The 20,892-nt window shown below is 58.1% G+C and carries 33 protein-coding genes; 32 read left to right on the top strand and 1 reads right to left on the bottom strand.

The window, feature by feature from the left end; translation table 11 throughout:
• Positions 1-158 precede the first annotated feature (158 nt).
• The 30 genes from rpsJ (at position 159) to bfr (ending at position 16,087) form a co-directional block, all read left to right on the top strand.
• A complete protein-coding gene (gene rpsJ / locus APH33_RS21265; RefSeq protein WP_003186070.1) occupies positions 159-470 on the top strand; it encodes a 30S ribosomal protein S10 in 312 nt (103 codons plus the stop codon).
• An 80-nt stretch (positions 471-550) separates the two neighbouring features.
• Positions 551-1,186, top strand: coding sequence for a 50S ribosomal protein L3 (gene rplC / locus APH33_RS21260; protein WP_027917847.1), 636 nt, complete (start codon positions 551-553; stop codon positions 1,184-1,186).
• Between the two features lie 12 nt (positions 1,187-1,198).
• Positions 1,199-1,801 carry a 50S ribosomal protein L4 gene (gene rplD / locus APH33_RS21255; protein ID WP_027917846.1) on the top strand — a complete coding sequence of 201 codons (603 nt, stop codon included), beginning with the start codon at positions 1,199-1,201 and terminating at the stop codon, positions 1,799-1,801.
• Positions 1,798-2,097 carry a 50S ribosomal protein L23 gene (gene rplW / locus APH33_RS21250; protein ID WP_003255484.1) on the top strand — a complete coding sequence of 100 codons (300 nt, stop codon included), beginning with the start codon at positions 1,798-1,800 and terminating at the stop codon, positions 2,095-2,097. The genes rplD and rplW overlap by 4 nt, the downstream gene beginning before the upstream one ends.
• Before the next feature lie 14 nt (positions 2,098-2,111).
• A complete protein-coding gene (gene rplB / locus APH33_RS21245) occupies positions 2,112-2,936 on the top strand; it encodes a 50S ribosomal protein L2 (protein ID WP_003255483.1) in 825 nt (274 codons plus the stop codon).
• 16 nt (positions 2,937-2,952) lie between these two features.
• Positions 2,953-3,228 carry a 30S ribosomal protein S19 gene (gene rpsS / locus APH33_RS21240; RefSeq protein ID WP_003255482.1) on the top strand — a complete coding sequence of 92 codons (276 nt, stop codon included), beginning with the start codon at positions 2,953-2,955 and terminating at the stop codon, positions 3,226-3,228.
• 11 nt (positions 3,229-3,239) lie between these two features.
• Entirely contained in the window at positions 3,240-3,572 is a 333-nt protein-coding gene (rplV, locus tag APH33_RS21235) for a 50S ribosomal protein L22 (RefSeq protein ID WP_003103908.1), read from the top strand.
• A gap of 13 nt (positions 3,573-3,585) precedes the next feature.
• Entirely contained in the window at positions 3,586-4,272 is a 687-nt protein-coding gene (gene rpsC / locus APH33_RS21230; RefSeq protein WP_003255481.1) for a 30S ribosomal protein S3, read from the top strand.
• Between the two features lie 12 nt (positions 4,273-4,284).
• Positions 4,285-4,698, top strand: a complete 414-nt coding sequence (gene rplP, locus APH33_RS21225) for a 50S ribosomal protein L16 (RefSeq protein ID WP_003255479.1) — start codon at positions 4,285-4,287, stop codon at positions 4,696-4,698.
• A complete protein-coding gene (gene rpmC / locus APH33_RS21220; RefSeq protein WP_002555481.1) occupies positions 4,698-4,889 on the top strand; it encodes a 50S ribosomal protein L29 in 192 nt (63 codons plus the stop codon). The genes rplP and rpmC overlap by 1 nt, the downstream gene beginning before the upstream one ends.
• Before the next feature lie 2 nt (positions 4,890-4,891).
• Complete coding sequence (rpsQ, locus tag APH33_RS21215) at positions 4,892-5,158, top strand: 30S ribosomal protein S17 (protein ID WP_008089812.1); 267 nt, start codon at positions 4,892-4,894, stop codon at positions 5,156-5,158.
• A gap of 23 nt (positions 5,159-5,181) precedes the next feature.
• Positions 5,182-5,550, top strand: a complete 369-nt coding sequence (gene rplN / locus APH33_RS21210) for a 50S ribosomal protein L14 (RefSeq protein ID WP_008089810.1) — start codon at positions 5,182-5,184, stop codon at positions 5,548-5,550.
• An 11-nt stretch (positions 5,551-5,561) separates the two neighbouring features.
• Positions 5,562-5,876 (top strand): 50S ribosomal protein L24, encoded by a 315-nt coding sequence (gene rplX / locus APH33_RS21205; RefSeq protein WP_016715319.1) that lies wholly within the window; start codon positions 5,562-5,564, stop codon positions 5,874-5,876.
• A gap of 20 nt (positions 5,877-5,896) precedes the next feature.
• Positions 5,897-6,436 carry a 50S ribosomal protein L5 gene (rplE, locus tag APH33_RS21200; protein ID WP_003255474.1) on the top strand — a complete coding sequence of 180 codons (540 nt, stop codon included), beginning with the start codon at positions 5,897-5,899 and terminating at the stop codon, positions 6,434-6,436.
• A 13-nt stretch (positions 6,437-6,449) separates the two neighbouring features.
• On the top strand, positions 6,450-6,755 hold the full coding sequence (gene rpsN / locus APH33_RS21195; RefSeq protein ID WP_012316516.1) for a 30S ribosomal protein S14: 306 nt from the start codon (positions 6,450-6,452) through the stop codon (positions 6,753-6,755).
• A gap of 209 nt (positions 6,756-6,964) precedes the next feature.
• Entirely contained in the window at positions 6,965-7,357 is a 393-nt protein-coding gene (gene rpsH / locus APH33_RS21190) for a 30S ribosomal protein S8 (protein WP_009681971.1), read from the top strand.
• A gap of 12 nt (positions 7,358-7,369) precedes the next feature.
• Complete coding sequence (gene rplF, locus APH33_RS21185) at positions 7,370-7,903, top strand: 50S ribosomal protein L6 (RefSeq protein WP_054887033.1); 534 nt, start codon at positions 7,370-7,372, stop codon at positions 7,901-7,903.
• A 10-nt stretch (positions 7,904-7,913) separates the two neighbouring features.
• Positions 7,914-8,264 carry a 50S ribosomal protein L18 gene (gene rplR / locus APH33_RS21180; protein ID WP_003255467.1) on the top strand — a complete coding sequence of 117 codons (351 nt, stop codon included), beginning with the start codon at positions 7,914-7,916 and terminating at the stop codon, positions 8,262-8,264.
• Positions 8,265-8,267: 3 nt separating this feature from the next.
• Positions 8,268-8,768 (top strand): 30S ribosomal protein S5, encoded by a 501-nt coding sequence (gene rpsE, locus APH33_RS21175; RefSeq protein WP_003255465.1) that lies wholly within the window; start codon positions 8,268-8,270, stop codon positions 8,766-8,768.
• Between the two features lie 2 nt (positions 8,769-8,770).
• On the top strand, positions 8,771-8,947 hold the full coding sequence (gene rpmD, locus APH33_RS21170) for a 50S ribosomal protein L30 (protein ID WP_003255463.1): 177 nt from the start codon (positions 8,771-8,773) through the stop codon (positions 8,945-8,947).
• Between the two features lie 3 nt (positions 8,948-8,950).
• Positions 8,951-9,385, top strand: coding sequence for a 50S ribosomal protein L15 (gene rplO / locus APH33_RS21165; protein ID WP_023382625.1), 435 nt, complete (start codon positions 8,951-8,953; stop codon positions 9,383-9,385).
• Entirely contained in the window at positions 9,386-10,717 is a 1,332-nt protein-coding gene (gene secY, locus APH33_RS21160) for a preprotein translocase subunit SecY (protein ID WP_016393394.1), read from the top strand.
• Positions 10,718-10,745: 28 nt separating this feature from the next.
• Entirely contained in the window at positions 10,746-10,862 is a 117-nt protein-coding gene (gene rpmJ / locus APH33_RS21155) for a 50S ribosomal protein L36 (RefSeq protein WP_002555468.1), read from the top strand.
• Between the two features lie 131 nt (positions 10,863-10,993).
• A complete protein-coding gene (gene rpsM / locus APH33_RS21150) occupies positions 10,994-11,350 on the top strand; it encodes a 30S ribosomal protein S13 (RefSeq protein ID WP_003255457.1) in 357 nt (118 codons plus the stop codon).
• 18 nt (positions 11,351-11,368) lie between these two features.
• Entirely contained in the window at positions 11,369-11,758 is a 390-nt protein-coding gene (gene rpsK / locus APH33_RS21145) for a 30S ribosomal protein S11 (RefSeq protein ID WP_003255454.1), read from the top strand.
• A gap of 15 nt (positions 11,759-11,773) precedes the next feature.
• Positions 11,774-12,394, top strand: a complete 621-nt coding sequence (rpsD, locus tag APH33_RS21140) for a 30S ribosomal protein S4 (protein WP_027917844.1) — start codon at positions 11,774-11,776, stop codon at positions 12,392-12,394.
• Between the two features lie 22 nt (positions 12,395-12,416).
• Complete coding sequence (rpoA, locus tag APH33_RS21135) at positions 12,417-13,418, top strand: DNA-directed RNA polymerase subunit alpha (protein ID WP_003255452.1); 1,002 nt, start codon at positions 12,417-12,419, stop codon at positions 13,416-13,418.
• Positions 13,419-13,460: 42 nt separating this feature from the next.
• Positions 13,461-13,847, top strand: a complete 387-nt coding sequence (gene rplQ / locus APH33_RS21130) for a 50S ribosomal protein L17 (RefSeq protein ID WP_003255451.1) — start codon at positions 13,461-13,463, stop codon at positions 13,845-13,847.
• Positions 13,848-14,019: 172 nt separating this feature from the next.
• Positions 14,020-15,459 (top strand): catalase, encoded by a 1,440-nt coding sequence (locus APH33_RS21125; protein ID WP_054887032.1) that lies wholly within the window; start codon positions 14,020-14,022, stop codon positions 15,457-15,459.
• A gap of 163 nt (positions 15,460-15,622) precedes the next feature.
• Entirely contained in the window at positions 15,623-16,087 is a 465-nt protein-coding gene (gene bfr, locus APH33_RS21120; protein ID WP_016715322.1) for a bacterioferritin, read from the top strand.
• A 72-nt stretch (positions 16,088-16,159) separates the two neighbouring features.
• On the opposite strand, the gene uvrA is transcribed toward bfr, so the two are convergent.
• A complete protein-coding gene (uvrA, locus tag APH33_RS21115) occupies positions 16,160-18,994 on the bottom strand; it encodes an excinuclease ABC subunit UvrA (RefSeq protein WP_054887031.1) in 2,835 nt (944 codons plus the stop codon).
• Positions 18,995-19,123: 129 nt separating this feature from the next.
• On the opposite strand from uvrA, the gene APH33_RS21110 reads away from it, so the two are divergent.
• Positions 19,124-20,518, top strand: coding sequence for an MFS transporter (locus APH33_RS21110; protein ID WP_054887030.1), 1,395 nt, complete (start codon positions 19,124-19,126; stop codon positions 20,516-20,518).
• 9 nt (positions 20,519-20,527) lie between these two features.
• Positions 20,528-20,892 (top strand): single-stranded DNA-binding protein (locus APH33_RS21105; RefSeq protein WP_054887034.1); only part of this gene is annotated, 365 nt, incomplete at its 3' end.

Here is a 20,892-nt window from a genome sequence, read left to right as displayed (position 1 = left end):
CCAAAATCATCGAGTAATCACTCGACCGATTGAAAAAACCCCCGCTCAGCGGGGGTTTTTTTTATTGGGTTGACACTAAATTGGGGCGTCTATAGAATCACGCCTCCTTTTAGCGGGCGTAGTGCGTCCGTTGGGAACAGCCTGGAGTCTGAAATCCAATGCAAAATCAGCAAATCCGTATCAGGTTGAAGGCTTTCGACCATCGCCTGATCGACCAATCCACCCAGGAAATCGTGGAAACCGCGAAACGTACTGGTGCACAAGTGCGTGGTCCAATTCCACTGCCTACCCGCAAAGAGCGTTTCACCGTTCTGGTCTCCCCGCACGTCAACAAAGACGCGCGTGACCAGTACGAGATTCGCACTCATAAGCGTGTTCTGGACATCGTCCAGCCAACGGATAAAACCGTTGACGCGCTGATGAAGCTCGATCTGGCGGCAGGTGTGGAAGTACAGATCAGCCTCGGCTAAGACTTCGGTCTAGTCGTGTAACGCTCTGAAATGGGCGGCCATAGCGGGTGAAAGCCCCGTACACTCATGAGGTTTACAACATGACTATTGGTGTAATCGGTCGCAAGTGCGGTATGACCCGCATTTTCACCGAAGAAGGTGTCTCCATTCCGGTCACGGTCATTGAGATCGAGCCGAATCGTGTCACCCAGTTCAAAACTGAAGAAACCGATGGCTACCGTGCAGTGCAAGTCACTGTCGGCGAGCGTCGTGCTTCGCGTGTGACTGCCGCTCAGGCAGGTCACTTCGCCAAGGCCAACGTTGCCGCTGGTCGCGGTGTCTGGGAGTTCCGTCTTGAAGAAGGCGAGTTCCAGGCTGGCGACTCGATCAAAGCTGAACTCTTCACTGCAGGCCAGCTGGTTGACGTTACTGGTCAGTCCAAAGGTAAAGGCTTCGCCGGTACCATCAAGCGCTGGAACTTCCGTGGCCAGGACAACACCCACGGTAACTCCGTGTCGCACCGTGTCCCAGGTTCCATCGGCCAGTGCCAGACTCCTGGTCGTGTGTTCAAGGGCAAGAAAATGTCCGGTCACATGGGCGCCGAGCGCGTGACTGTTCAGTCCCTGGAAGTAGTTCGCGTAGACGCTGAGCGCAACCTGCTGCTCGTCAAGGGTGCCGTTCCTGGCGCTACTGGCGGCGACGTGGTTGTACGTCCAGCTGTCAAGGCTCGCGGTTAAGGGGATACTGACATGCAACTTAATGTAAATGACGCTCAGGCGATCGAAGTTTCCGAACTGGCTTTCGGTGGCGAATTCAACGAGACGCTGGTACACCAAGCAGTCGTAGCCTACATGGCTGGCGGCCGTCAGGGCACCAAGCAGCAGAAGACCCGTTCCGACGTGGCCGGTGGCGGTAAGCGCCCATGGCGTCAGAAGGGTACTGGCCGTGCTCGTGCTGGTACCACTCGTGGTCCGATCTGGCGTGGCGGTGGTGTAACCTTCGCAGCTCGTCCTCAAGATCACTCGCAGAAGCTCAACAAGAAGATGTACCGCGCAGCCCTGCGCTCCATCCTCGCTGAGCTGGTGCGTAGCGACCGTCTGGTCGTGGTTCAGGACTTCGCTGTTGAAGCGCCGAAAACCAAAGATCTGCTGAACAAGCTGAACGGCATGGGTCTGAACGACGTACTGATCGTTTCCGACGCTGTTGATCAGAACCTGTACCTGGCTGCTCGCAACCTGCCGCACGTCGATGTACGTGACGTTCAAGGTTCCGACCCGGTCAGTCTGATCGCATACGAGAAGGTGTTGATCACCGTCTCGGCCGTGAAGAAATTCGAGGAGCTGCTGGGATGAACCAGGAACGCGTATTCAAAGTCCTCCTTGGCCCGCACGTTTCCGAGAAGGCTACCGTTCTGGCTGAGAAAAAAGGCCAGTTCGTATTCAAGGTTGCTACCGATGCAACCAAGCTGGAAATCAAGAAAGCTGTCGAAGGCCTGTTCAACGTAAAAGTTGAAAACGTGTCGACTGTTAACGTTCTGGGTAAAACCAAGCGTACCGCACGTGGTCTGGGCAAGCGTAATGACTGGAAGAAGGCGATCGTCTCCCTTCAGCCAGGCCAAGATCTCGATTTCAGCAGCAGTGCTGAGTAAGGAAGGGGTGCATCATGGCAATCGTTAAATGCAAACCGACTTCCCCTGGCCGCCGTTTCGTGGTCAAGGTGGTCAACAAGGAGCTGCACAAAGGCGCTCCTCACGCACCGCTGATCGAGAAAAAATCGAAGTCTGGTGGTCGTAACAACAATGGCCGCATTACCACTCGTCACGTTGGTGGTGGTCACAAGCAGCATTACCGTCTGGTCGACTTCCGTCGCAACGACAAAGATGGCATCCCAGCCACTGTCGAGCGTATCGAATACGATCCAAACCGTACTGCTCACATCGCCCTGCTGTGCTACGCAGACGGTGAGCGTCGCTACATCATCGCCCCTAAAGGCGTGAGCGCTGGCGACCAGCTGATCGCAGGTGCCCTGGCCCCAATCAAGGCTGGTAACTCCCTGCAGCTGCGCAACATTCCAGTAGGTAGCACCATTCACGGCATCGAACTGAAGCCGGGTAAAGGTGCTCAGATCGCACGTTCCGCTGGTGCTTCGGCTCAGCTGATCGCTCGTGAAGGTGTCTACGTGACCCTGCGTCTGCGCTCTGGTGAAATGCGTAAAGTCCTGGCTGAGTGCCGTGCGACCCTGGGTGAAGTCTCGAACTCCGAGCACAGCCTGCGTTCGCTGGGTAAAGCTGGTGCCAAACGCTGGCGCGGCGTTCGCCCAACCGTTCGTGGTGTTGCCATGAACCCGGTTGACCACCCACATGGTGGTGGTGAAGGTCGTACCTCCGGTGGTCGTCATCCGGTATCGCCATGGGGCTTCCCAACCAAGGGTGCGAAGACCCGCGGTAATAAGCGTACCGACAACATGATCGTCCGTCGTCGCAAGTAACTAGAGGGATACGACAGTGCCACGTTCTCTGAAAAAAGGTCCTTTTATCGATCTTCACCTGTTGAAGAAGGTCGAAGTGGCGGTGGAGAAGAACGATCGCAAGCCAGTTAAAACCTGGTCGCGCCGTTCGATGATCCTGCCACAAATGGTCGGTCTGACCATCGCGGTTCACAACGGTCGTCAGCATGTCCCAGTTCTCGTGAACGAAGACATGGTCGGCCACAAACTGGGCGAGTTCGCCGGTACCCGCACCTATCGCGGGCACGTGGCTGACAAGAAAGCCAAGCGTTAAGGGGTAAGGAAATGGAAGTAGCCGCTAAGTTGTCGGGCGCTCGCATCTCCGCCCAGAAAGCCCGCTTGGTCGCCGACCAGATCCGCGGGAAGAAGGTGGGCGAAGCGCTCAACCTGTTGGCCTTCAGCAGCAAAAAAGCCGCTGAAATCATGAAGAAAGTCCTCGAGTCGGCCGTAGCCAACGCCGAACACAACGAAGGCGCAGACGTTGATGACCTGAAGGTCTCCACCGTCTTCGTCAACGAAGGGCGTTCGCTGAAGCGCATCATGCCACGTGCCAAGGGCCGTGCTGATCGCATCGTCAAGCGGTCTTGCCATATCACTGTCAAGGTTGCGGACAAGTAACGGAGTCGATCAGATGGGTCAGAAAGTACATCCCACTGGCATTCGCCTGGGAATCGTCAAGGAGCACACCTCCGTCTGGTACGCAGACGGTGCTACTTACGCAGATTACCTGTTGAAGGATCTGAAAACGCGTGAGTACCTCCAAGACAAACTAAAAAGCGCGTCCGTAAGCCGTATCGATATTCATCGTCCGGCTCAAACTGCACGCATCACCATCCACACCGCTCGTCCAGGTATCGTTATCGGGAAGAAAGGTGAAGATGTCGAGAAGCTGCGTCAGGACCTGACCAAGCAGATGGGTGTGCCTGTGCACATCAACATCGAAGAGATCCGCAAGCCGGAACTCGACGCTATGCTGGTTGCGCAGAGCGTAGCTCAGCAGCTGGAACGCCGCGTAATGTTCCGTCGCGCCATGAAGCGCGCCGTACAGAACGCCATGCGTATTGGTGCCAAGGGCATCAAGATCCAGGTGAGCGGTCGTCTCGGCGGTGCTGAGATTGCTCGTACCGAGTGGTATCGCGAAGGTCGTGTGCCGCTGCACACCCTGCGTGCCGATATCGACTACAACACCTACGAAGCTCACACCACTTACGGTGTGATCGGTGTGAAGGTTTGGATCTTCAAAGGCGAAGTTATTGGTGGTCGCCAAGAAGAACTGAAACCACAAGCACCAGCGCCTCGTAAAAAAGCTGCTAAGTAAGGGGTACGCCAAATGTTGCAACCAAAGCGTACAAAATTCCGCAAGCAGATGACTGGCCACAACCGTGGTCTGGCACTGCGCGGTAGCAAAGTCAGCTTCGGCGAATTCGCCCTGAAAGCTGTTGCTCGCGGTCGCCTCACCGCTCGCCAGATCGAGTCCGCACGTCGTGCGCTGACCCGTCACGTGAAGCGTGGCGGCAAGATCTGGATCCGTGTGTTCCCGGACAAGCCGATCTCCAAGAAGCCTCTCGAGGTTCGTATGGGTAAAGGTAAAGGTTCCGTGGAATACTGGGTTGCCCAGATCCAGCCAGGCAAAGTCCTGTACGAGATCGAGGGTGTTTCTGAAGAGCTGGCGCGCGAAGCTTTCGCCCTGGCTGCTGCAAAGCTGCCTCTCGCCACCTCCTTTGTTAAGCGGACGGTGATGTGATGAAAGCGAATGAACTTCGTGAAAAATCTGCACAGCAACTGAATGAGCAACTGCTCGGCTTGCTGCGCGACCAGTTCAATCTGCGTATGCAGAAGGCAACTGGCCAGTTGGGGCAGTCGCACCTGCTCTCGCAAGTTAAGCGTGACATCGCTCGCGTGAAAACTGTGCTTAACCAGCAGGCAGGTAAGTGATCATGGCTGAAGCTGAAAAAACCGTCCGTACGCTGACTGGCCGTGTCGTCAGCGACAAAATGGACAAGACCATCACCGTTCTGATCGAGCGTCGCGTAAAGCACCCGATCTACGGTAAATACGTTAAGCGTTCGACTAAGCTGCACGCGCACGACGAATCCAACCAGTGCAAAATTGGCGACAAGGTTTCCATCCGTGAAACCCGTCCGCTGGCCAAGACCAAGTCCTGGGCACTGGTTGAAGTCCTCGAACGCGCTGTTGAAGTCTAAGGGCTAGGGGTCGGAGAAATTTTATGATTCAGACTCAATCCATGCTCGATGTGGCCGATAACAGCGGCGCTCGTCGCGTCATGTGCATCAAGGTTCTCGGCGGTTCGCACCGCCGTTACGCCGGCATCGGTGACATCATCAAAGTAACCGTCAAGGAAGCAATTCCACGCGGTAAGGTCAAAAAAGGCCAAGTGATGACTGCTGTTGTCGTCCGTACCCGTCACGGTGTACGTCGCGCTGACGGTTCCATCATTCGTTTCGACGGCAACGCTGCTGTTCTGCTGAACACCAAGCAAGAGCCGATCGGCACTCGCATCTTCGGGCCAGTGACCCGTGAACTTCGTACTGAGAAGTTCATGAAGATCGTCTCGCTCGCCCCTGAAGTGCTGTAAGGAGATCCGACATGCAAAAGATTCGTCGTGACGACGAGATCATCGTGATCGCCGGCAAAGACAAAGGTAAGCGCGGTAAGGTGCTGAAGGTTCTGGCTGATGACCGTCTGGTCGTCGGTGGTGTGAACCTGGTCAAGCGTCATACCAAGCCTAACCCGATGGCGGGCGTTCAGGGCGGTATCGTCGAAAAAGAAGCGCCTCTGCACGCTTCCAACGTTGCCATCTTCAACGGCGAAACCAACAAGGCTGACCGCGTTGGTTTCAAAGTAGAAGACGGTAAGAAAATTCGTGTCTTCAAGTCGACCCAAAAAGCGGTTGATGCTTGAACACTGCTAGGTAGAAGACCATGGCACGACTGAAAGAGATTTACCGGAACGAAATCGCTCCTAAGCTTAAGGAAGAACTTAAGCTGTCGAACGTGATGGAAGTTCCGCGCGTTACCAAGATCACCCTGAACATGGGTCTGGGCGAAGCGATCGGCGACAAGAAAGTCATCGAGCACGCTGTTGCCGACCTGGAAAAGATCACCGGTCAAAAGCCGGTCGTGACTTTCGCTCGTAAATCCATCGCGGGCTTCAAAGTCCGTGAAGGATGGCCGATCGGCGTCAAGGTGACCCTGCGTAGCGACAAGATGTACGAATTCCTGGACCGCCTGCTGGCGATCTCCCTGCCTCGGGTACGCGACTTCCGCGGCCTGAATGCCAAGTCCTTCGATGGCCGTGGCAACTACAGCATGGGCGTGAAAGAGCAGATCATCTTCCCGGAAATCGACTACGACAAGATCGATGCTCTGCGCGGTTTGGACATCACCCTGACCACCACTGCTCGTTCGGATGACGAAGGCCGCGCTCTGCTGCGTGCATTCAAATTCCCGTTCCGCAACTGATTGGAGTAGGAAAATGGCCAAGAAGAGCATGAAAAACCGCGAGCTGAAGCGTCAGCTCACGGTAGCCAAGTTCGCCAAAAAGCGTGCTGAGCTGAAAGCGACCATCGTCAACCTGAACGCCTCTCCAGAAGAGCGTTTCGCTGCCGTTGTCGCTCTGCAGAAACAGCCACGTGATGCCAGCGCTGCGCGTCTGCGCAACCGTTGCCGCCTGACTGGTCGTCCTCACGGTGTATACCGTAAGTTCGGCCTGGGCCGTAACATGCTGCGTCAAGCTGCAATGCGCGGTGACGTACCGGGTCTGGTCAAAGCCTCCTGGTAATCCCTGCAGGTGTGATCCCGGTGGACGGGGAGCAATCTTCCGACCATCGGTGACCTCGCCAACAAACAAGCCCCCTCGTGGGGCTTGTTTCGTTTCTGCCTTATGTCTAGAATGACCGGCTCACCTGAGCCTGGGTTTTTTACCCTGCCCGCTCGGGTGGTTGTGATAGCCGCAAGGCTAATATTTCTTGTATCAGGAGCATCTAGCCCATGAGTATGCAGGACCCGTTAGCGGACATGCTAACTCGCATCCGTAATGCCCAGATGGCTGAAAAGTCCGTCGTAAGCATGCCTTCCTCCACCCTGAAGGTCGCGGTTGCCAAAGTTCTGAAGGACGAAGGTTACATCGCTGGCTACCAGGTTACTGGTGAAGCCAAGCCTTCCCTGTCGATCGAACTGAAGTACTTCGAAGGCCGTCCGGTCATCGAGGAACTGAAGCGCTCCAGCCGTCCAGGCCTGCGCCAGTACAAGTCCGTCGCTGAGCTGCCGAAAGTACGTGGCGGCCTGGGCGTGTCTATTGTCTCCACCAACAAAGGTGTGATGACTGATCGCGCTGCGCGCGCTGCCGGTGTCGGCGGCGAAGTTCTCTGCACAGTGTTCTAAGGGGGGATAGACATGTCTCGCGTCGCTAAGAACCCCGTTAAGCTGCCTTCTGGTGTCGAAGTCAAATTCGCCGGCCAGCAGCTTTCGGTGAAGGGTGCCAAAGGTACTCTCGAACTGAACGTTCACTCGTCTGTTGAAGTTACCGAAGAGTCTGGTGAGCTGCGTTTCGTCGCTCGCAATGGTGACCAGCAAGCTCGCGCCATGGCCGGTACTACCCGCGCTCTGGTCAACAACATGGTCCAAGGCGTAAGCCAAGGCTTCGAGCGCAAGCTCCAGCTGGTCGGTGTTGGTTACAAGGCACAGGCCAAAGGCACCGTCCTGAACCTGGCCCTGGGCTTCTCTCACCCAGTGGACTACGAACTGCCAGCCGGCATCACCGCTGAAACTCCTAGCCAGACCGACATCCTGATCAAGGGTATCGACAAGCAGCTGGTAGGTCAGGTGGCCGCTGAAATCCGCGGGTTCCGTCCGCCAGAGCCTTACAAAGGCAAGGGTGTGCGTTACGCGGACGAAGCAGTCCGTCGTAAAGAAGCCAAGAAGAAGTAGGGCCTAGCAAATGACCGACAAAAAAGTTATTCGACTGCGTCGCGCTCGCAAAGCACGTCTCAAGATGCACGAACTCGAAGTCGTGCGCCTGTGCGTGTTCCGCTCCTCGCAGCACATCTACGCCCAGGTCATTTCGGCCGACGGCAGCAAGGTTCTGGCAAGCGCCTCGACCTTGGACAAAGACCTGCGTGATGGCGCCACTGGCAACATCGACGCGGCCACTAAGGTTGGCAAGCTGGTAGCTGAGCGCGCGAAAGCCGCCGGTGTATCTCAAGTTGCCTTTGACCGTTCCGGCTTCAAGTACCATGGCCGCGTCAAAGCGCTGGCTGATGCTGCTCGTGAAGGCGGGCTGGAGTTCTAAGTTATGGCAAATAACGATCAAAAGCGCGACGAAGGCTACATCGAGAAGCTGGTTCAAGTTAACCGCGTAGCTAAAACCGTAAAAGGCGGCCGTATCTTCACCTTCACCGCACTGACCGTGGTGGGTGATGGCAAGGGTCGCGTTGGTTTTGGCCGTGGCAAGTCGCGCGAAGTACCTGCTGCGATCCAGAAAGCCATGGAAGCTGCACGTCGCAACATGATCCAGGTTGACCTGAAGGGCACCACCCTGCAGTACGCCACCAAGGCTGCCCACGGCGCCTCGAAGGTTTACATGCAGCCTGCCTCGGAAGGTACCGGTATCATTGCCGGCGGTGCAATGCGTGCCGTCCTGGAAGTTGCTGGTGTTCAGAACGTCCTGGCCAAGTGCTACGGTTCGACCAACCCAGTGAACGTGGTTTACGCCACCTTCAAGGGTCTGAAAGCCATGCAATCTCCTGAGTCCATTGCTGCCAAGCGCGGCAAGAGCGTTGAGGAGATCTTCTAATCATGGCAACCGTAAAAGTAACGCTGATCAAGAGCGTCTCGGGCCGCCTGCCTAACCACAAACTGTGCGTTAAAGGTCTGGGTCTGCGTCGCATCGGTCACACTGTAGAAGTCCAGGATACTCCCGAGAACCGCGGGATGATCAACAAGGCTTACTACATGCTGAAGGTCGAGGGTTAATCGATGAAACTCAATGATCTGAGTCCAGCGCCGGGTTCCCGTCGCGAGAAGCATCGTCCAGGTCGTGGTATCGGTAGCGGTCTGGGTAAGACCGGCGGCCGTGGCCACAAAGGTCAGACCTCCCGTTCCGGTGGTTCGATCGCTCCTGGCTTCGAAGGCGGTCAACAGCCGCTGCACCGTCGTCTGCCGAAATTCGGCTTCGTTTCCCTGAAAGCCATGGACCGCGCTGAAGTGCGTCTGTCCGAGCTGGCCAAGGTGGAAGGCGACGTGGTTTCCGTACAGTCCCTGAAGGACGCCAACGTGATTGGCCAGAACGTACAGCGTGTGAAAATCATGCTGTCTGGCGAAGTCACTCGCGCAGTCACCATCAAGGGCATCGCAGCCACCAAGGGTGCGCGTGCGGCTATCGAAGCAGCTGGCGGCAAATTCGAGGAATAAATGGCTAAGCAAGGTGCTCTCTCTTCGCTCGGTAAGGGCGGGATGTCGGAACTCTGGGCTCGTCTGCGCTTTCTGTTCATGGCGATCATCGTCTATCGGATAGGTGCGCATATCCCGGTTCCTGGCATCAATCCAGACCGTCTGGCGGATCTGTTTCGGCAGAATGAGGGGACCATTCTTAGCTTGTTCAACATGTTTTCCGGTGGCGCGCTCGAGCGCATGAGCATCTTTGCATTGGGGATCATGCCGTACATCTCGGCATCTATCATCATGCAGCTGATGACGGCGGTCAGCCCGCAACTGGAGCAGTTGAAGAAGGAAGGTGAAGCTGGCCGTCGCAAGATCAGCCAGTACACCCGCTACGGCACCGTTATCCTGGCACTGGTTCAAGCCATTGGCATGTCCATTGGCCTGGCCAACCAGGGCGTGGCGTTTTCTGTAGGGCTCGGCTTCTATGTCGTTGCTGTCTCCACCTTCGTGGCAGGCGCGATGTTCATGATGTGGCTGGGTGAGCAGATCACCGAGCGCGGTGTGGGTAACGGTATCTCGATGTTGATCTTCGCAGGTATCGTTGCCGGTCTTCCGAGAGCAATCGGGCAGTCTTTCGAGTCTGCACGCACAGGCGATATCAACATTTTCGCCCTGGTCGCAATCGGTTTGCTTGCAGTAGCGATCATCGGTTTCGTGGTGTTCATTGAGCGTGGTCAGCGTCGTATCGCCGTTCACTACGCCAAGCGTCAGCAGGGCCGCAAGGTCTTTGCCGCGCAGACCAGCCACTTGCCGCTGAAGGTGAACATGGCAGGGGTTATCCCGGCCATTTTCGCGAGCAGCATTCTGCTGTTCCCGGCTTCGCTGGGTGCCTGGTTCGGTCAGTCCGAAGGTATGGGCTGGCTGCAGGACATCTCGCAGTCGATCGCTCCTGGTCAGCCGTTGAACATTCTGCTGTTTAGTGCAGGGATCATTTTCTTCTGCTTCTTCTACACAGCGTTGATGTTCAACCCGAAAGACGTAGCGGAAAACCTGAAGAAGTCCGGTGCCTTTATTCCGGGTATCCGTCCTGGTGAGCAGTCCGCACGCTACATTGATGGCGTTCTGACTCGTCTGACCATGTTCGGTGCTCTTTACATGATGGCCGTCTGCCTTCTGCCCCAGTTCCTGGTGGTGGCAGCAAATGTGCCGTTCTACCTTGGCGGGACCTCGTTGCTGATTGTGGTAGTGGTTGTGATGGACTTCATGTCCCAAGTACAATCGCACCTCGTTTCGCACCAGTACGAATCCCTGATGAAGAAAGCCAACCTGAAAGGCTACGGTGGCAGCGGTCTGCTGCGCTGATACGCCCCTAAGGTTCGAGGAGTCGGTAATGAAAGTTCGTGCATCGGTGAAAAAGCTGTGCCGCAACTGCAAGATCATCCGTCGCGAAGGCGTCGTACGAGTGATCTGCAGCGCGGAACCGCGTCACAAACAGCGCCAAGGCTGAGTGTGATCTGCGCTTCAAACCCAGCAGCTAGTGTGCTGCTGGGTTGATTATTCGTTTCTACAGCGATATTATCTCGCGCCCTATTTCTTGGCTTCCGGGGCGTAGGTAGCTGTCAATTGGAGTCCCACTGAATGGCCCGTATTGCAGGCGTCAACATTCCAGATAACAAGCATACTGTTATCTCGCTGACCTACATCTATGGTGTCGGTCGCACTACTGCACAGAAGATCTGTGCAGACGCTGGTGTCAACCCAGCCGCAAAGATCAAGGATCTGAGCGACGAGCAAATCGAAACCCTGCGTGGCGAAGTCGCGAAGTTCACCACCGAAGGTGACCTGCGTCGTGACATCAACATGAAGATCAAGCGCTTGATGGACTTGGGTTGCTACCGCGGCCTGCGTCATCGTAAAGGTCTGCCGGTTCGCGGTCAGCGCACCAAGACCAACGCACGCACCCGTAAGGGCCCGCGTAAGCCGATCCGCAAGTAATCGCCCAGGAATATAGACATGGCAAAACCTGCTGCTCGTCCTCGTAAAAAAGTCAAAAAGACAGTGGTTGATGGCATCGCCCACATCCATGCGTCTTTCAACAACACCATCGTGACCATCACCGACCGTCAGGGCAACGCATTGTCCTGGGCTACTTCCGGTGGTTCGGGTTTCCGTGGTTCGCGCAAATCCACCCCGTTCGCAGCTCAGATCGCTGCTGAGCGTGCTGGTCAAGCTGCGCTGGAATATGGTCTGAAGAACCTCGACGTCAACGTCAAGGGCCCAGGTCCAGGTCGTGAATCCGCCGTTCGTGCATTGAACAGCTGCGGCTACAAGATCGCCAGCATCACCGACGTGACGCCTATCCCGCACAACGGGTGCCGTCCGCCGAAGAAGCGTCGCGTGTAATCAGGAGACAGAAGAATGGCACGTTACATTGGTCCAAAATGCAAACTGTCTCGTCGTGAAGGCACCGACCTGTTCCTGAAGAGCGGCGTTCGCGCTCTGGAATCGAAGTGCAACATCGAAGCAGCCCCAGGTATCCACGGTCAGCGCCGTGGCCGTCAGTCCGACTACGGTACCCAGCTGCGCGAGAAGCAAAAAGTCCGTCGTATCTACGGTGTTCTGGAGCGTCAGTTCCGCGGTTACTACCAAGCTGCTGCCTCGAAAAAAGGCGCAACTGGTGAGAACCTGCTGCAACTGCTCGAGTGCCGTCTGGATAACGTCGTTTACCGTATGGGCTTCGGTTCGACTCGTTCCGAATCCCGTCAGCTGGTTTCGCACAAGGCGATCAGCGTCAACGGTAAGACTGTAAACATTCCATCCTACCAAGTTCGTCCGGGTGACGTGGTCGCGGTTCGCGAGAAGTCGCTGAACCAGCTGCGCATTGTTCAAGCCCTTGAACTGTGCGCCCAGCGTGGCCGCGTTGAGTGGGTAGACGTAGATTCTGCTAAGAAGTCGGGCGTTTTCAAGAACGTTCCTGCTCGTGGCGATCTGTCTGCCGACATCAACGAAAACCTGATTGTCGAGCTCTACTCCAAGTAAGGGCTAGAAAATAGGTGCATCCATGCAGATTTCGGTAAATGAGTTCCTGACTCCCCGCCATATTGATGTGCAGGTAGTCAGTCCGACCCGCGCCAAGATTACGCTCGAGCCTCTCGAGCGTGGTTTCGGCCATACCCTGGGCAACGCGCTGCGCCGCATCCTGTTGTCCTCCATGCCTGGCTGTGCAGTAGTCGAGGCCGAGATCGATGGCGTACTCCACGAGTACTCCGCGATCGAAGGTGTTCAGGAAGACGTCATTGAAATCCTGTTGAACCTGAAAGGCCTGGCTATCAAACTGCACGGTCGTGACGAAGTTACGCTGACCTTGTCGAAAAAGGGTTCGGGGGTGGTTACCGCTGCCGATATTCAGCTGGATCACGATGTCGAGATCGTCAACCCCGATCACGTAATCGCGAACCTGGCGTCCAACGGCGCCCTGAACATGAAGCTCACCGTAGCTCGTGGTCGTGGTTACGAGCCGGCTGACTCCCGTCAAACCGACGAAGACGAAAGCCGTAGCATTGGCCGTCTGCAGCTGGACGCTTCGTTCAGCCCGGTGCGTCGTATCGCCTATGTGGTCGAAAACGCCCGTGTTGAACAGCGTACCAACCTGGACAAGCTGGTCATTGATCTGGAAACCAACGGCACCCTGGATCCTGAAGAGGCTATCCGCCGCGCTGCGACCATCCTGCAACAGCAGTTGGCCGCGTTCGTCGACCTCAAGGGTGACAGTGAGCCTGTCGTAGTCGAGCAGGAAGACGAGATCGATCCGATCCTGCTGCGCCCGGTTGACGACCTGGAACTGACTGTACGTTCGGCCAACTGCCTCAAGGCGGAGAACATCTACTACATCGGCGACCTGATTCAGCGTACCGAAGTAGAGCTGTTGAAGACTCCTAACCTGGGCAAGAAGTCCCTGACTGAAATCAAGGACGTCCTGGCCTCTCGTGGTCTGTCTCTCGGCATGCGCCTCGACAACTGGCCGCCTGCAAGTCTTAAGAAAGACGACAAGGCGACCGCCTGATCGTCGTAATCACCGAACGTAGTGTTTGGTAAGGAATGAATCATGCGTCATCGTAAAAGTGGACGTCACCTGAGCCGTACCAGCTCTCACCGCAAGGCTATGTTCCAGAACATGGCAGTGTCGTTGATCGAGCACGAGCTGATCAAAACCACCCTGCCGAAAGCCAAGGAACTGCGCCGCGTTGCCGAGCCGCTGATCACCCTGGCCAAGGAAGACAGCGTTGCTAACCGTCGTCTGGCCTTCGATCGTACCCGTTCGAAGTCCGCTGTTGGCAAACTGTTCAACGACCTGGGCAAGCGTTACGCCACCCGTCAGGGCGGCTACCTGCGCATCCTGAAGTGCGGTTTCCGCGCTGGCGACAACGCGCCTATGGCGTACGTCGAGCTGGTTGATCGTCCGGTCGGCGGTGCTGTAGAAGCTGCTGAGTAAGACGTTCTGTCTGCTACAAAGAACCGGGCCTAGTGCCCGGTTTTTTGTTCTTGCAGGTATTGTTTATTTCTATTGATGTAACTCATGTAATGAATTTGTTCTGAGGTGACCGCTCATCGATACTTCTTCCCAAGCCGTTTAGCCGGCACTCGAAGACCGATAAGGAGAGCCCATGAGCAAACTTCTCACCACCGCCAGCGGTGCACCTGTAGCCGACAACCAGAATTCCCGCTCCGCCGGCCCGCGTGGCCCGCTGCTGCTCGACGACTTCCACCTGATCGAAAAGCTTGCCCACTTCAACCGCGAGAACATCCCTGAGCGTCGTGTGCATGCGAAAGGCTCGGGTGCCTACGGTACCTTCACCGTCACCCGCGATATCACCTCGTACACCAGTGCCAAGCTGTTCGAACAGATTGGCAAGCAGACCGAGACCTTCCTGCGCTTCTCGACGGTTGGTGGCGAGCGTGGCTCGGCAGATACCGAGCGCGATCCGCGTGGCTTTGCGGTCAAGTTCTACACCGAGGAAGGCAACTGGGACATCGTGGGCAACAACACCCCGGTGTTCTTCATCCGAGATCCGCTCAAGTTCCCGGATTTTATCCACACCCAGAAGCGCCACCCGCAAACCAACCTGAAGAACGCCCAGATGATGTGGGACTTCTGGTCGCATTCGCCCGAGGCCCTGCACCAGGTCACGATCCTGTTCTCCGACCGCGGCATTCCAGACGGTTACCGGCATATGCACGGGTTTGGCAGCCACACCTACAGCCTGGTCAATGGCCAAGGCGAGCGCACTTGGGTCAAGTGGCACTTCAAGACTCAGCAAGGTATCAAGAACCTGACTCCGGCCGATGCAGCGCGCCTGGCCGGTACCGACCCGGACTACGCCCAGCGTGACCTGTTCGAGGCTATCGAGCGTGGTGACTTCCCGCGCTGGACCGTGTGCATCCAGGTGATGAGCGAGGCCGAGGCGGCCAACCGCGACGAGAACCCGTTCGATGTGACCAAGACCTGGTCGCAAAAAGACTACCCGCTGATCGAAGTCGGTGTGCTGGAGCTCAACCGCAACCCGCTCAACTATTTCGCCGAAGTGGAGCAGGCGGCATTCGGCCCGAGCAACATGGTCCCGGGTGTTGGCTTGTCGCCAGACCGCATGCTGCAGGGCCGCGTATTCGCTTACGCCGATGCACACCGCTACCGTGTGGGTACCAACCACCAGCAACTGCCGGTGAACGCCCCACGTAGCCCGGTGAACAGCTACCAGCGCGATGGTTCGATGGCCATGGGCAGTTACGGCAGTGCGCCGAACTACGAGCCCAACAGCCACGCTGATGCGCCAAAGCAGTCGCCACGCTACGCCGAACCCGCACTGGCTCTCAGCGGTGCGGCGGACCGTCACAATCACCGCGAGGACAACGATTACTACAGCCACGCCGGCGCGCTGTTCCGCCTGATGAGTGACGAGCAGAAGGCGCTGCTGATCAGTAATATCGCCGGCACCATGGCGGGCGTCAGCGAAGACGTGATTCAGCGCCAGTTGCAGTACTTCTACAAGGCTGACCCGGCCTACGGCGAAGGCATCGCCAAGGCATTGGGGGTGACTCTCGCCTAAGTCGAAGTGATAAGAAGAACCGCCCTCATTTGGGCGGTTTTTCAATGAATATCACTACTGTTTAACCGATTTTTTGCTTCTAATTGCGCGTTTTTCAGTGACCGCGCGCAAAAGCTGGTTCACACTATGTGCATTAGTCGTTTTCACAGGGAGAAGCAGGGCGATGCAAGGTCACCCGGACGTTATCAACTACCTCGTCACATTGCTGAAGGGCGAACTGGCCGCTCGCGATCAGTACTTCATCCACTCGCGCATGTACGAAGACTGGGGCCTGACCAAGCTCTACGAGCGTATCAACCACGAGATGGAAGAAGAGACGCAGCACGCTGATGCCCTGATGCGTCGTATCCTCATGCTCGAAGGCACTCCGGACATGCGCGCGGATGATCTCGAAGTGGGCAGCACCGTGCCGGAAATGATCGAGGCCGACCTCAAGCTCGAGTACAAGGTGCGTGGCGCTCTGTGCAAAGGCATCGAGTTGTGCGAACTGCACAAGGACTACATCAGCCGCGACATCCTGCGCGCGCAGTTGGCTGATACCGAAGAAGATCACACCTACTGGCTGGAGAAGCAGCAGGGTCTGATCAAGGCCATCGGCCTGGAGAATTACCTGCAGTCGCAGATGTAAGTTATCCACAGCGTCATGAAAAAGCCCCTGGCACCAACGGTACCAGGGGCTTTTTCACGCCAGCGCCAACCGTCAGGCCCGGTCACGCTCCAGCAGCGGCTTGAGGTAGTGCCCGGTATAAGACTGCTTCATCTTGGTCAGCTCCTCAGGCGTCCCGCAGGCGATGATCTGCCCGCCCTTGGAACCACCCTCCGGCCCCAGGTCCACCAGCCAGTCGGCAGTCTTGATCACATCCAGGTTGTGCTCGATCACTACCACGGTGTTGCCGTGGTCACGCAGGCGATGCAGAACGTCCAGCAGCTGCTGGATGTCGGCGAAGTGCAGGCCGGTGGTCGGCTCGTCGAGGATGTAGAGGGTCTTGCCGGTGTCACGCTTGGACAACTCGCGAGAGAGCTTCACACGTTGTGCCTCGCCACCGGACAGGGTGGTCGCCGATTGCCCCAGCTTGATGTACGAAAGCCCCACGTCCATCAGCGTCTGCAGCTTGCGCGCCAACGCTGGTACCGCATCGAAGAACGCACGGGCATCCTCGATGGTCATTTCCAGCACTTCGTGGATGTTCTTGCCCTTGTACTTGATCTCCAGGGTTTCGCGGTTGTAGCGCTTGCTCTTGCAAACGTCGCAGGGCACGTAGATGTCCGGCAGGAAGTGCATCTCGACCTTGATAAGGCCATCCCCCTGGCAGGCCTCGCAACGGCCACCCTTGACGTTGAACGAGAAGCGCCCCGGACCGTAGCCGCGCGAGCGCGATTCCGGTACGCCGGAGAACAGCTCGCGAATCGGCGTGAAGATACCGGTGTAGGTAGCCGGGTTCGAGCGCGGTGTGCGGCCGATCGGGCTCTGGTCGATATCCACGACCTTGTCCAGGTGCTGCAGGCCATCCATGCTGGTGTGCGGCGCGGCTTCCAGGGTGCTCGCGCCGTTCAGGGCGGTGGCCGCGAGGGGGAACAGCGTGTTGTTGATCAACGTCGACTTGCCAGAGCCGGATACGCCGGTCACGCAGGTCAGCAGGCCGATCGGGATTTCCAGGTCGACGTTCTGCAGGTTGTTGCCACGTGCGCCCTTGAGCTTTAGCTGCAGTTTCTTGTCGCGCGGGGTGCGCTTGGCGGGCACGACGATCTTCTTGCGCCCGGACAGGTACTTGCCGGTCAGCGAGTCAGGGTGGTCCATGACCTCCTGTGGCGAGCCCTCAGCGACGATCTGGCCACCGTGCACGCCGGCACCTGGGCCGATGTCCACCACGTAGTCGGCCAGACGTATGGCGTCCTCGTCGTGTTCAACCACGATCACCGTGTTGCCCAGGTCGCGCAGGTGGTTGAGGGTGGCCAGCAGGCGGTCGTTGTCCCGTTGATGAAGGCCGATGGACGGTTCGTCGAGGATGTACATGACCCCGACCAGGCCGGCACCAATCTGGCTGGCCAGGCGGATACGCTGGGCCTCACCGCCAGACAGCGTATCGGCACTGCGGTCGAGGGTCAGGTAGTCGAGGCCGACGTTGACCAGGAACTGCAGGCGCTCGCAAATCTCCTTGAGGATCTTTGCCGCGATTTCGCCGCGCCGGCCGGTCAGGCTCAGGTCACCGAAATAGCTGCTGGCCTCACCGATCGGCAGGTTGGTCACCGCTGGCAGGGTTTTCTCGCCAACCCACACGTGGCGGGCTTCGCGGCGCAGGCGGGTGCCGCGACAGTCCGGGCAGGGCTGGGTGCCGAGGAACTTGGCCAGCTCTTCACGCACGGTGGCCGACTCGGTTTCGCGGTAGCGGCGTTCGAGGTTCGGCACGATGCCTTCGAACGGGTGCGAGCGCTTGACGATATCGCCGCGGTCGTTGAGGTACTTGAAGTCGACGCTCTGCTTGCCGCTGCCTTGAAGGATCACCTTCTGGTGCTCGGCGGACAGTTCACCGAACGGCTCTTCCAGGCTGAAGCCATAATGCGCTGCCAGCGAGCCGAGCATCTGGAAGTAATACACGTTGCGCCGGTCCCAGCCGCGAATCGCGCCTTCGGCCAGGGTCAGCTCGCTGTTGACCAGGCGCTTGGTATCGAAGAACTGCTTCACCCCGAGGCCGTCGCAGGTCGGGCAGGCACCGGCCGGGTTGTTGAAGGAGAACAGCTTCGGCTCCAGCTCGCTGATCGCGTGGCCGCACACCGGGCAGGCGAAGCGCGCGGAGAAGATCATCTCTTCGCCGGGCTCGTCGTCCATGGGCGCTACCAAGGCGATGCCGTCAGCGAGCTTCAGCGCGGTTTCGAACGATTCGGCCAGGCGCTGTTGCAGGTCGGCGCGGACCTTGAAACGGTCCACTACCACGTCGATGCTGTGCTTCTTCTGCTTGTCCAGCTTCGGCAGTTCGTCCAGCTCATGAAGCTTGCCGTTGACCCGTGCACGCACGAAGCCTTGGGCGCGCAACTCGTCGAATACCGCCAGGTGCTCACCCTTGCGCTCGCGCACGACCGGCGCCAGCAGCATCAGCTTGCTGCCTTCCGGGCGCTCCAGTACCAGGTCGACCATCTGGCTGATCGTTTGCGCTTCCAGAGGGATGTCGTGGTCCGGGCAGCGCGGCGTACCGACGCGGGCGTACAGCAGGCGCAGGTAGTCGTAGATCTCGGTGATGGTGCCGACCGTTGACCTTGGGTTGTGCGATGTCGACTTCTGCTCGATGGAAATCGCCGGCGACAGGCCTTCGATGGTGTCGACGTCGGGCTTTTCCATCATCGACAGGAATTGCCGGGCATAGGCCGACAGCGATTCCACGTAGCGGCGCTGGCCTTCGGCGTAGAGTGTGTCGAACGCCAGGGACGACTTGCCGGATCCGGACAGGCCGGTGATCACGATAAGCTTGTCCCGCGGCAGGGTCAGGTCGATGTTCTTCAGGTTGTGGGTACGTGCCCCACGAATCAGGATCTTGTCCACTGCGGCCTCGCTCGGCGGGCATAAACAAGGAAGTATACGGCGCGCTGCCAGTACGCGGCAAAGCGTCGCGTAGATGCCGTCAAGCTGTCGGACTGATAGAATCGCCGCCGGTTCACACGAGGTTTATCCATGCACGACACCCACAACGAGCGCATGAGCAGCGGCGAAACCCGCGCTGCTGGCGGCCTGGCCCTGGTCTTTGCCTTTCGTATGCTGGGCATGTTCATGGTCTTGCCGGTGCTGGCCACCTACGGCATGGACCTGGCCGGCGCTACCCCTGCGCTGATCGGCCTGGCCATAGGCGCCTATGGCCTGACCCAGGCGGTATTGCAGATCCCGTTCGGGATGATTTCCGACCGCATAGGCCGCCGGCCAGTCATTTACCTGGGGCTGGTGGTGTTTGCCCTGGGTAGCCTGCTGGCGGCTCAGGCAGACACCATCTGGGGGGTGATCGCCGGGCGTATCCTGCAGGGGGCCGGGGCGATTTCCGCGGCGGTCATGGCTTTGCTCTCGGACCTGACCCGCGAGCAGCACCGGACCAAGGCGATGGCGATGATCGGCATGAGCATCGGCCTGTCGTTTGCCGTCGCCATGGTCACAGGCCCATTGCTGACAAGCCACTTCGGCTTGTCAGGATTGTTCCTGGCCACTGCAGGACTTGCCCTGGTTGGTATCCTGCTGATCGCCTTCGTCGTGCCCAATACCCACAGCACATTGCAGCACCGCGAGTCGGGTGTGGCGCGCCAGGCCCTCGGCCCGACCCTGCGTCATCCGGACCTTCTGCGCCTGGATGCAGGCATTTTCATCCTCCACGCCATCCTCATGGCCAGCTTCGTCGCGCTGCCCCTGGCCTTCGTCGAACGCGGAGATCTGCCCAAGGAGCAGCACTGGTGGGTGTACCTGACCGCGCTGCTGATCTCATTTTTTGCAATGATCCCGTTCATCATCTACGGCGAAAAAAAGCGCAAGATGAAACGCGTCCTGGCTGGTGCGGTCAGTGTCCTGCTGCTGACGGAAGTGTTCTTCTGGCAGTGGGCTGACGGTTTGCGCGGACTGGTGATTGGCACCGTGGTATTCTTTACCGCATTCAACCTGCTGGAGGCCTCGTTGCCTTCGCTGGTGAGCAAGGTGTCGCCTGCTGGTGGCAAGGGGACGGCGATGGGGGTGTATTCCACCAGCCAGTTCCTCGGCGCTGCCCTGGGAGGCATCCTCGGTGGCTGGCTGTTCCAGCACGGCGGGCTGAACATGGTGTTCCTTGGTTGCGCAATCCTGTGTGCCATCTGGTTGGTCGTCGCCTTGCGCATGAACGAGCCGCCCTATGTGACCAGCCTGCGCATGCCGCTGACGCCAGAGGCCGTTCGGGAAGCCGGCTTGACCGAGCGCCTGATGGCCGTGCCGGGTGTGACCGACGCCGTGGTGGTGGCAGATGAAGCCGCCATCTATATCAAACTGGATACGAAAATTTTGGACCGTGCGACCCTCGAGCGACTGGTGAATCCAGCCTCTTCGGCGTGCGAAGCCTAGGAGAACGTTATGGCCCGTGGGGTTAACAAAGTCATTCTGGTCGGCACCTGTGGCCAGGATCCCGAAGTCCGCTACCTGCCCAACGGTAACGCCGTGACCAACCTGAGCCTGGCCACCAGCGAGCAGTGGACCGACAAGCAGTCGGGCCAGAAGGTCGAGCGTACCGAGTGGCACCGTGTCTCGCTGTTCGGCAAGGTTGCCGAAATCGCCGGCGAGTACCTGCGCAAAGGTTCGCAGTGCTACATCGAAGGCAAGCTGCAGACCCGCGAGTGGGAAAAGGACGGCATCAAGCGCTACACCACCGAGATCATCGTCGACATCAACGGCACCATGCAGCTGCTCGGCGGTCGTCCGCAGGGCCAGCAGCAGGGCGG

Origin of the sequence: Pseudomonas sp. NBRC 111130 (genome assembly GCF_001320485.1) — a bacterium.
Lineage (GTDB): Bacteria > Pseudomonadota > Gammaproteobacteria > Pseudomonadales > Pseudomonadaceae > Aquipseudomonas > Aquipseudomonas vlassakiae.
The sequence above is the reverse complement of the archived record's forward strand: the minus strand, read 5'-3'. Positions and strand labels throughout refer to the sequence as shown.

Coding starts and splice junctions, on each gene's coding strand:
- rplO (WP_023382625.1), top strand. CDS start 8,951: ATGAAACTCAATGATCTGAGTCCAGCGCCGGGTTCCCGTCGCGAGAAG.
- rpsQ (WP_008089812.1), top strand. CDS start 4,892: ATGGCTGAAGCTGAAAAAACCGTCCGTACGCTGACTGGCCGTGTCGTC.
- rplW (WP_003255484.1), top strand. CDS start 1,798: ATGAACCAGGAACGCGTATTCAAAGTCCTCCTTGGCCCGCACGTTTCC.
- rpmD (WP_003255463.1), top strand. CDS start 8,771: ATGGCAACCGTAAAAGTAACGCTGATCAAGAGCGTCTCGGGCCGCCTG.
- rpsN (WP_012316516.1), top strand. CDS start 6,450: ATGGCCAAGAAGAGCATGAAAAACCGCGAGCTGAAGCGTCAGCTCACG.
- rplN (WP_008089810.1), top strand. CDS start 5,182: ATGATTCAGACTCAATCCATGCTCGATGTGGCCGATAACAGCGGCGCT.
- rpsE (WP_003255465.1), top strand. CDS start 8,268: ATGGCAAATAACGATCAAAAGCGCGACGAAGGCTACATCGAGAAGCTG.
- rplQ (WP_003255451.1), top strand. CDS start 13,461: ATGCGTCATCGTAAAAGTGGACGTCACCTGAGCCGTACCAGCTCTCAC.
- rplP (WP_003255479.1), top strand. CDS start 4,285: ATGTTGCAACCAAAGCGTACAAAATTCCGCAAGCAGATGACTGGCCAC.
- rplF (WP_054887033.1), top strand. CDS start 7,370: ATGTCTCGCGTCGCTAAGAACCCCGTTAAGCTGCCTTCTGGTGTCGAA.
- APH33_RS21110 (WP_054887030.1), top strand. CDS start 19,124: ATGCACGACACCCACAACGAGCGCATGAGCAGCGGCGAAACCCGCGCT.
- rpsC (WP_003255481.1), top strand. CDS start 3,586: ATGGGTCAGAAAGTACATCCCACTGGCATTCGCCTGGGAATCGTCAAG.
- rpsM (WP_003255457.1), top strand. CDS start 10,994: ATGGCCCGTATTGCAGGCGTCAACATTCCAGATAACAAGCATACTGTT.
- rpsH (WP_009681971.1), top strand. CDS start 6,965: ATGAGTATGCAGGACCCGTTAGCGGACATGCTAACTCGCATCCGTAAT.
- bfr (WP_016715322.1), top strand. CDS start 15,623: ATGCAAGGTCACCCGGACGTTATCAACTACCTCGTCACATTGCTGAAG.
- rplC (WP_027917847.1), top strand. CDS start 551: ATGACTATTGGTGTAATCGGTCGCAAGTGCGGTATGACCCGCATTTTC.
- rpsD (WP_027917844.1), top strand. CDS start 11,774: ATGGCACGTTACATTGGTCCAAAATGCAAACTGTCTCGTCGTGAAGGC.
- rpsJ (WP_003186070.1), top strand. CDS start 159: ATGCAAAATCAGCAAATCCGTATCAGGTTGAAGGCTTTCGACCATCGC.
- rpmJ (WP_002555468.1), top strand. CDS start 10,746: ATGAAAGTTCGTGCATCGGTGAAAAAGCTGTGCCGCAACTGCAAGATC.
- rplB (WP_003255483.1), top strand. CDS start 2,112: ATGGCAATCGTTAAATGCAAACCGACTTCCCCTGGCCGCCGTTTCGTG.
- rplE (WP_003255474.1), top strand. CDS start 5,897: ATGGCACGACTGAAAGAGATTTACCGGAACGAAATCGCTCCTAAGCTT.
- rplD (WP_027917846.1), top strand. CDS start 1,199: ATGCAACTTAATGTAAATGACGCTCAGGCGATCGAAGTTTCCGAACTG.
- rpsK (WP_003255454.1), top strand. CDS start 11,369: ATGGCAAAACCTGCTGCTCGTCCTCGTAAAAAAGTCAAAAAGACAGTG.
- rplV (WP_003103908.1), top strand. CDS start 3,240: ATGGAAGTAGCCGCTAAGTTGTCGGGCGCTCGCATCTCCGCCCAGAAA.
- secY (WP_016393394.1), top strand. CDS start 9,386: ATGGCTAAGCAAGGTGCTCTCTCTTCGCTCGGTAAGGGCGGGATGTCG.
- rplX (WP_016715319.1), top strand. CDS start 5,562: ATGCAAAAGATTCGTCGTGACGACGAGATCATCGTGATCGCCGGCAAA.
- APH33_RS21125 (WP_054887032.1), top strand. CDS start 14,020: ATGAGCAAACTTCTCACCACCGCCAGCGGTGCACCTGTAGCCGACAAC.
- rpoA (WP_003255452.1), top strand. CDS start 12,417: ATGCAGATTTCGGTAAATGAGTTCCTGACTCCCCGCCATATTGATGTG.
- rpmC (WP_002555481.1), top strand. CDS start 4,698: ATGAAAGCGAATGAACTTCGTGAAAAATCTGCACAGCAACTGAATGAG.
- rplR (WP_003255467.1), top strand. CDS start 7,914: ATGACCGACAAAAAAGTTATTCGACTGCGTCGCGCTCGCAAAGCACGT.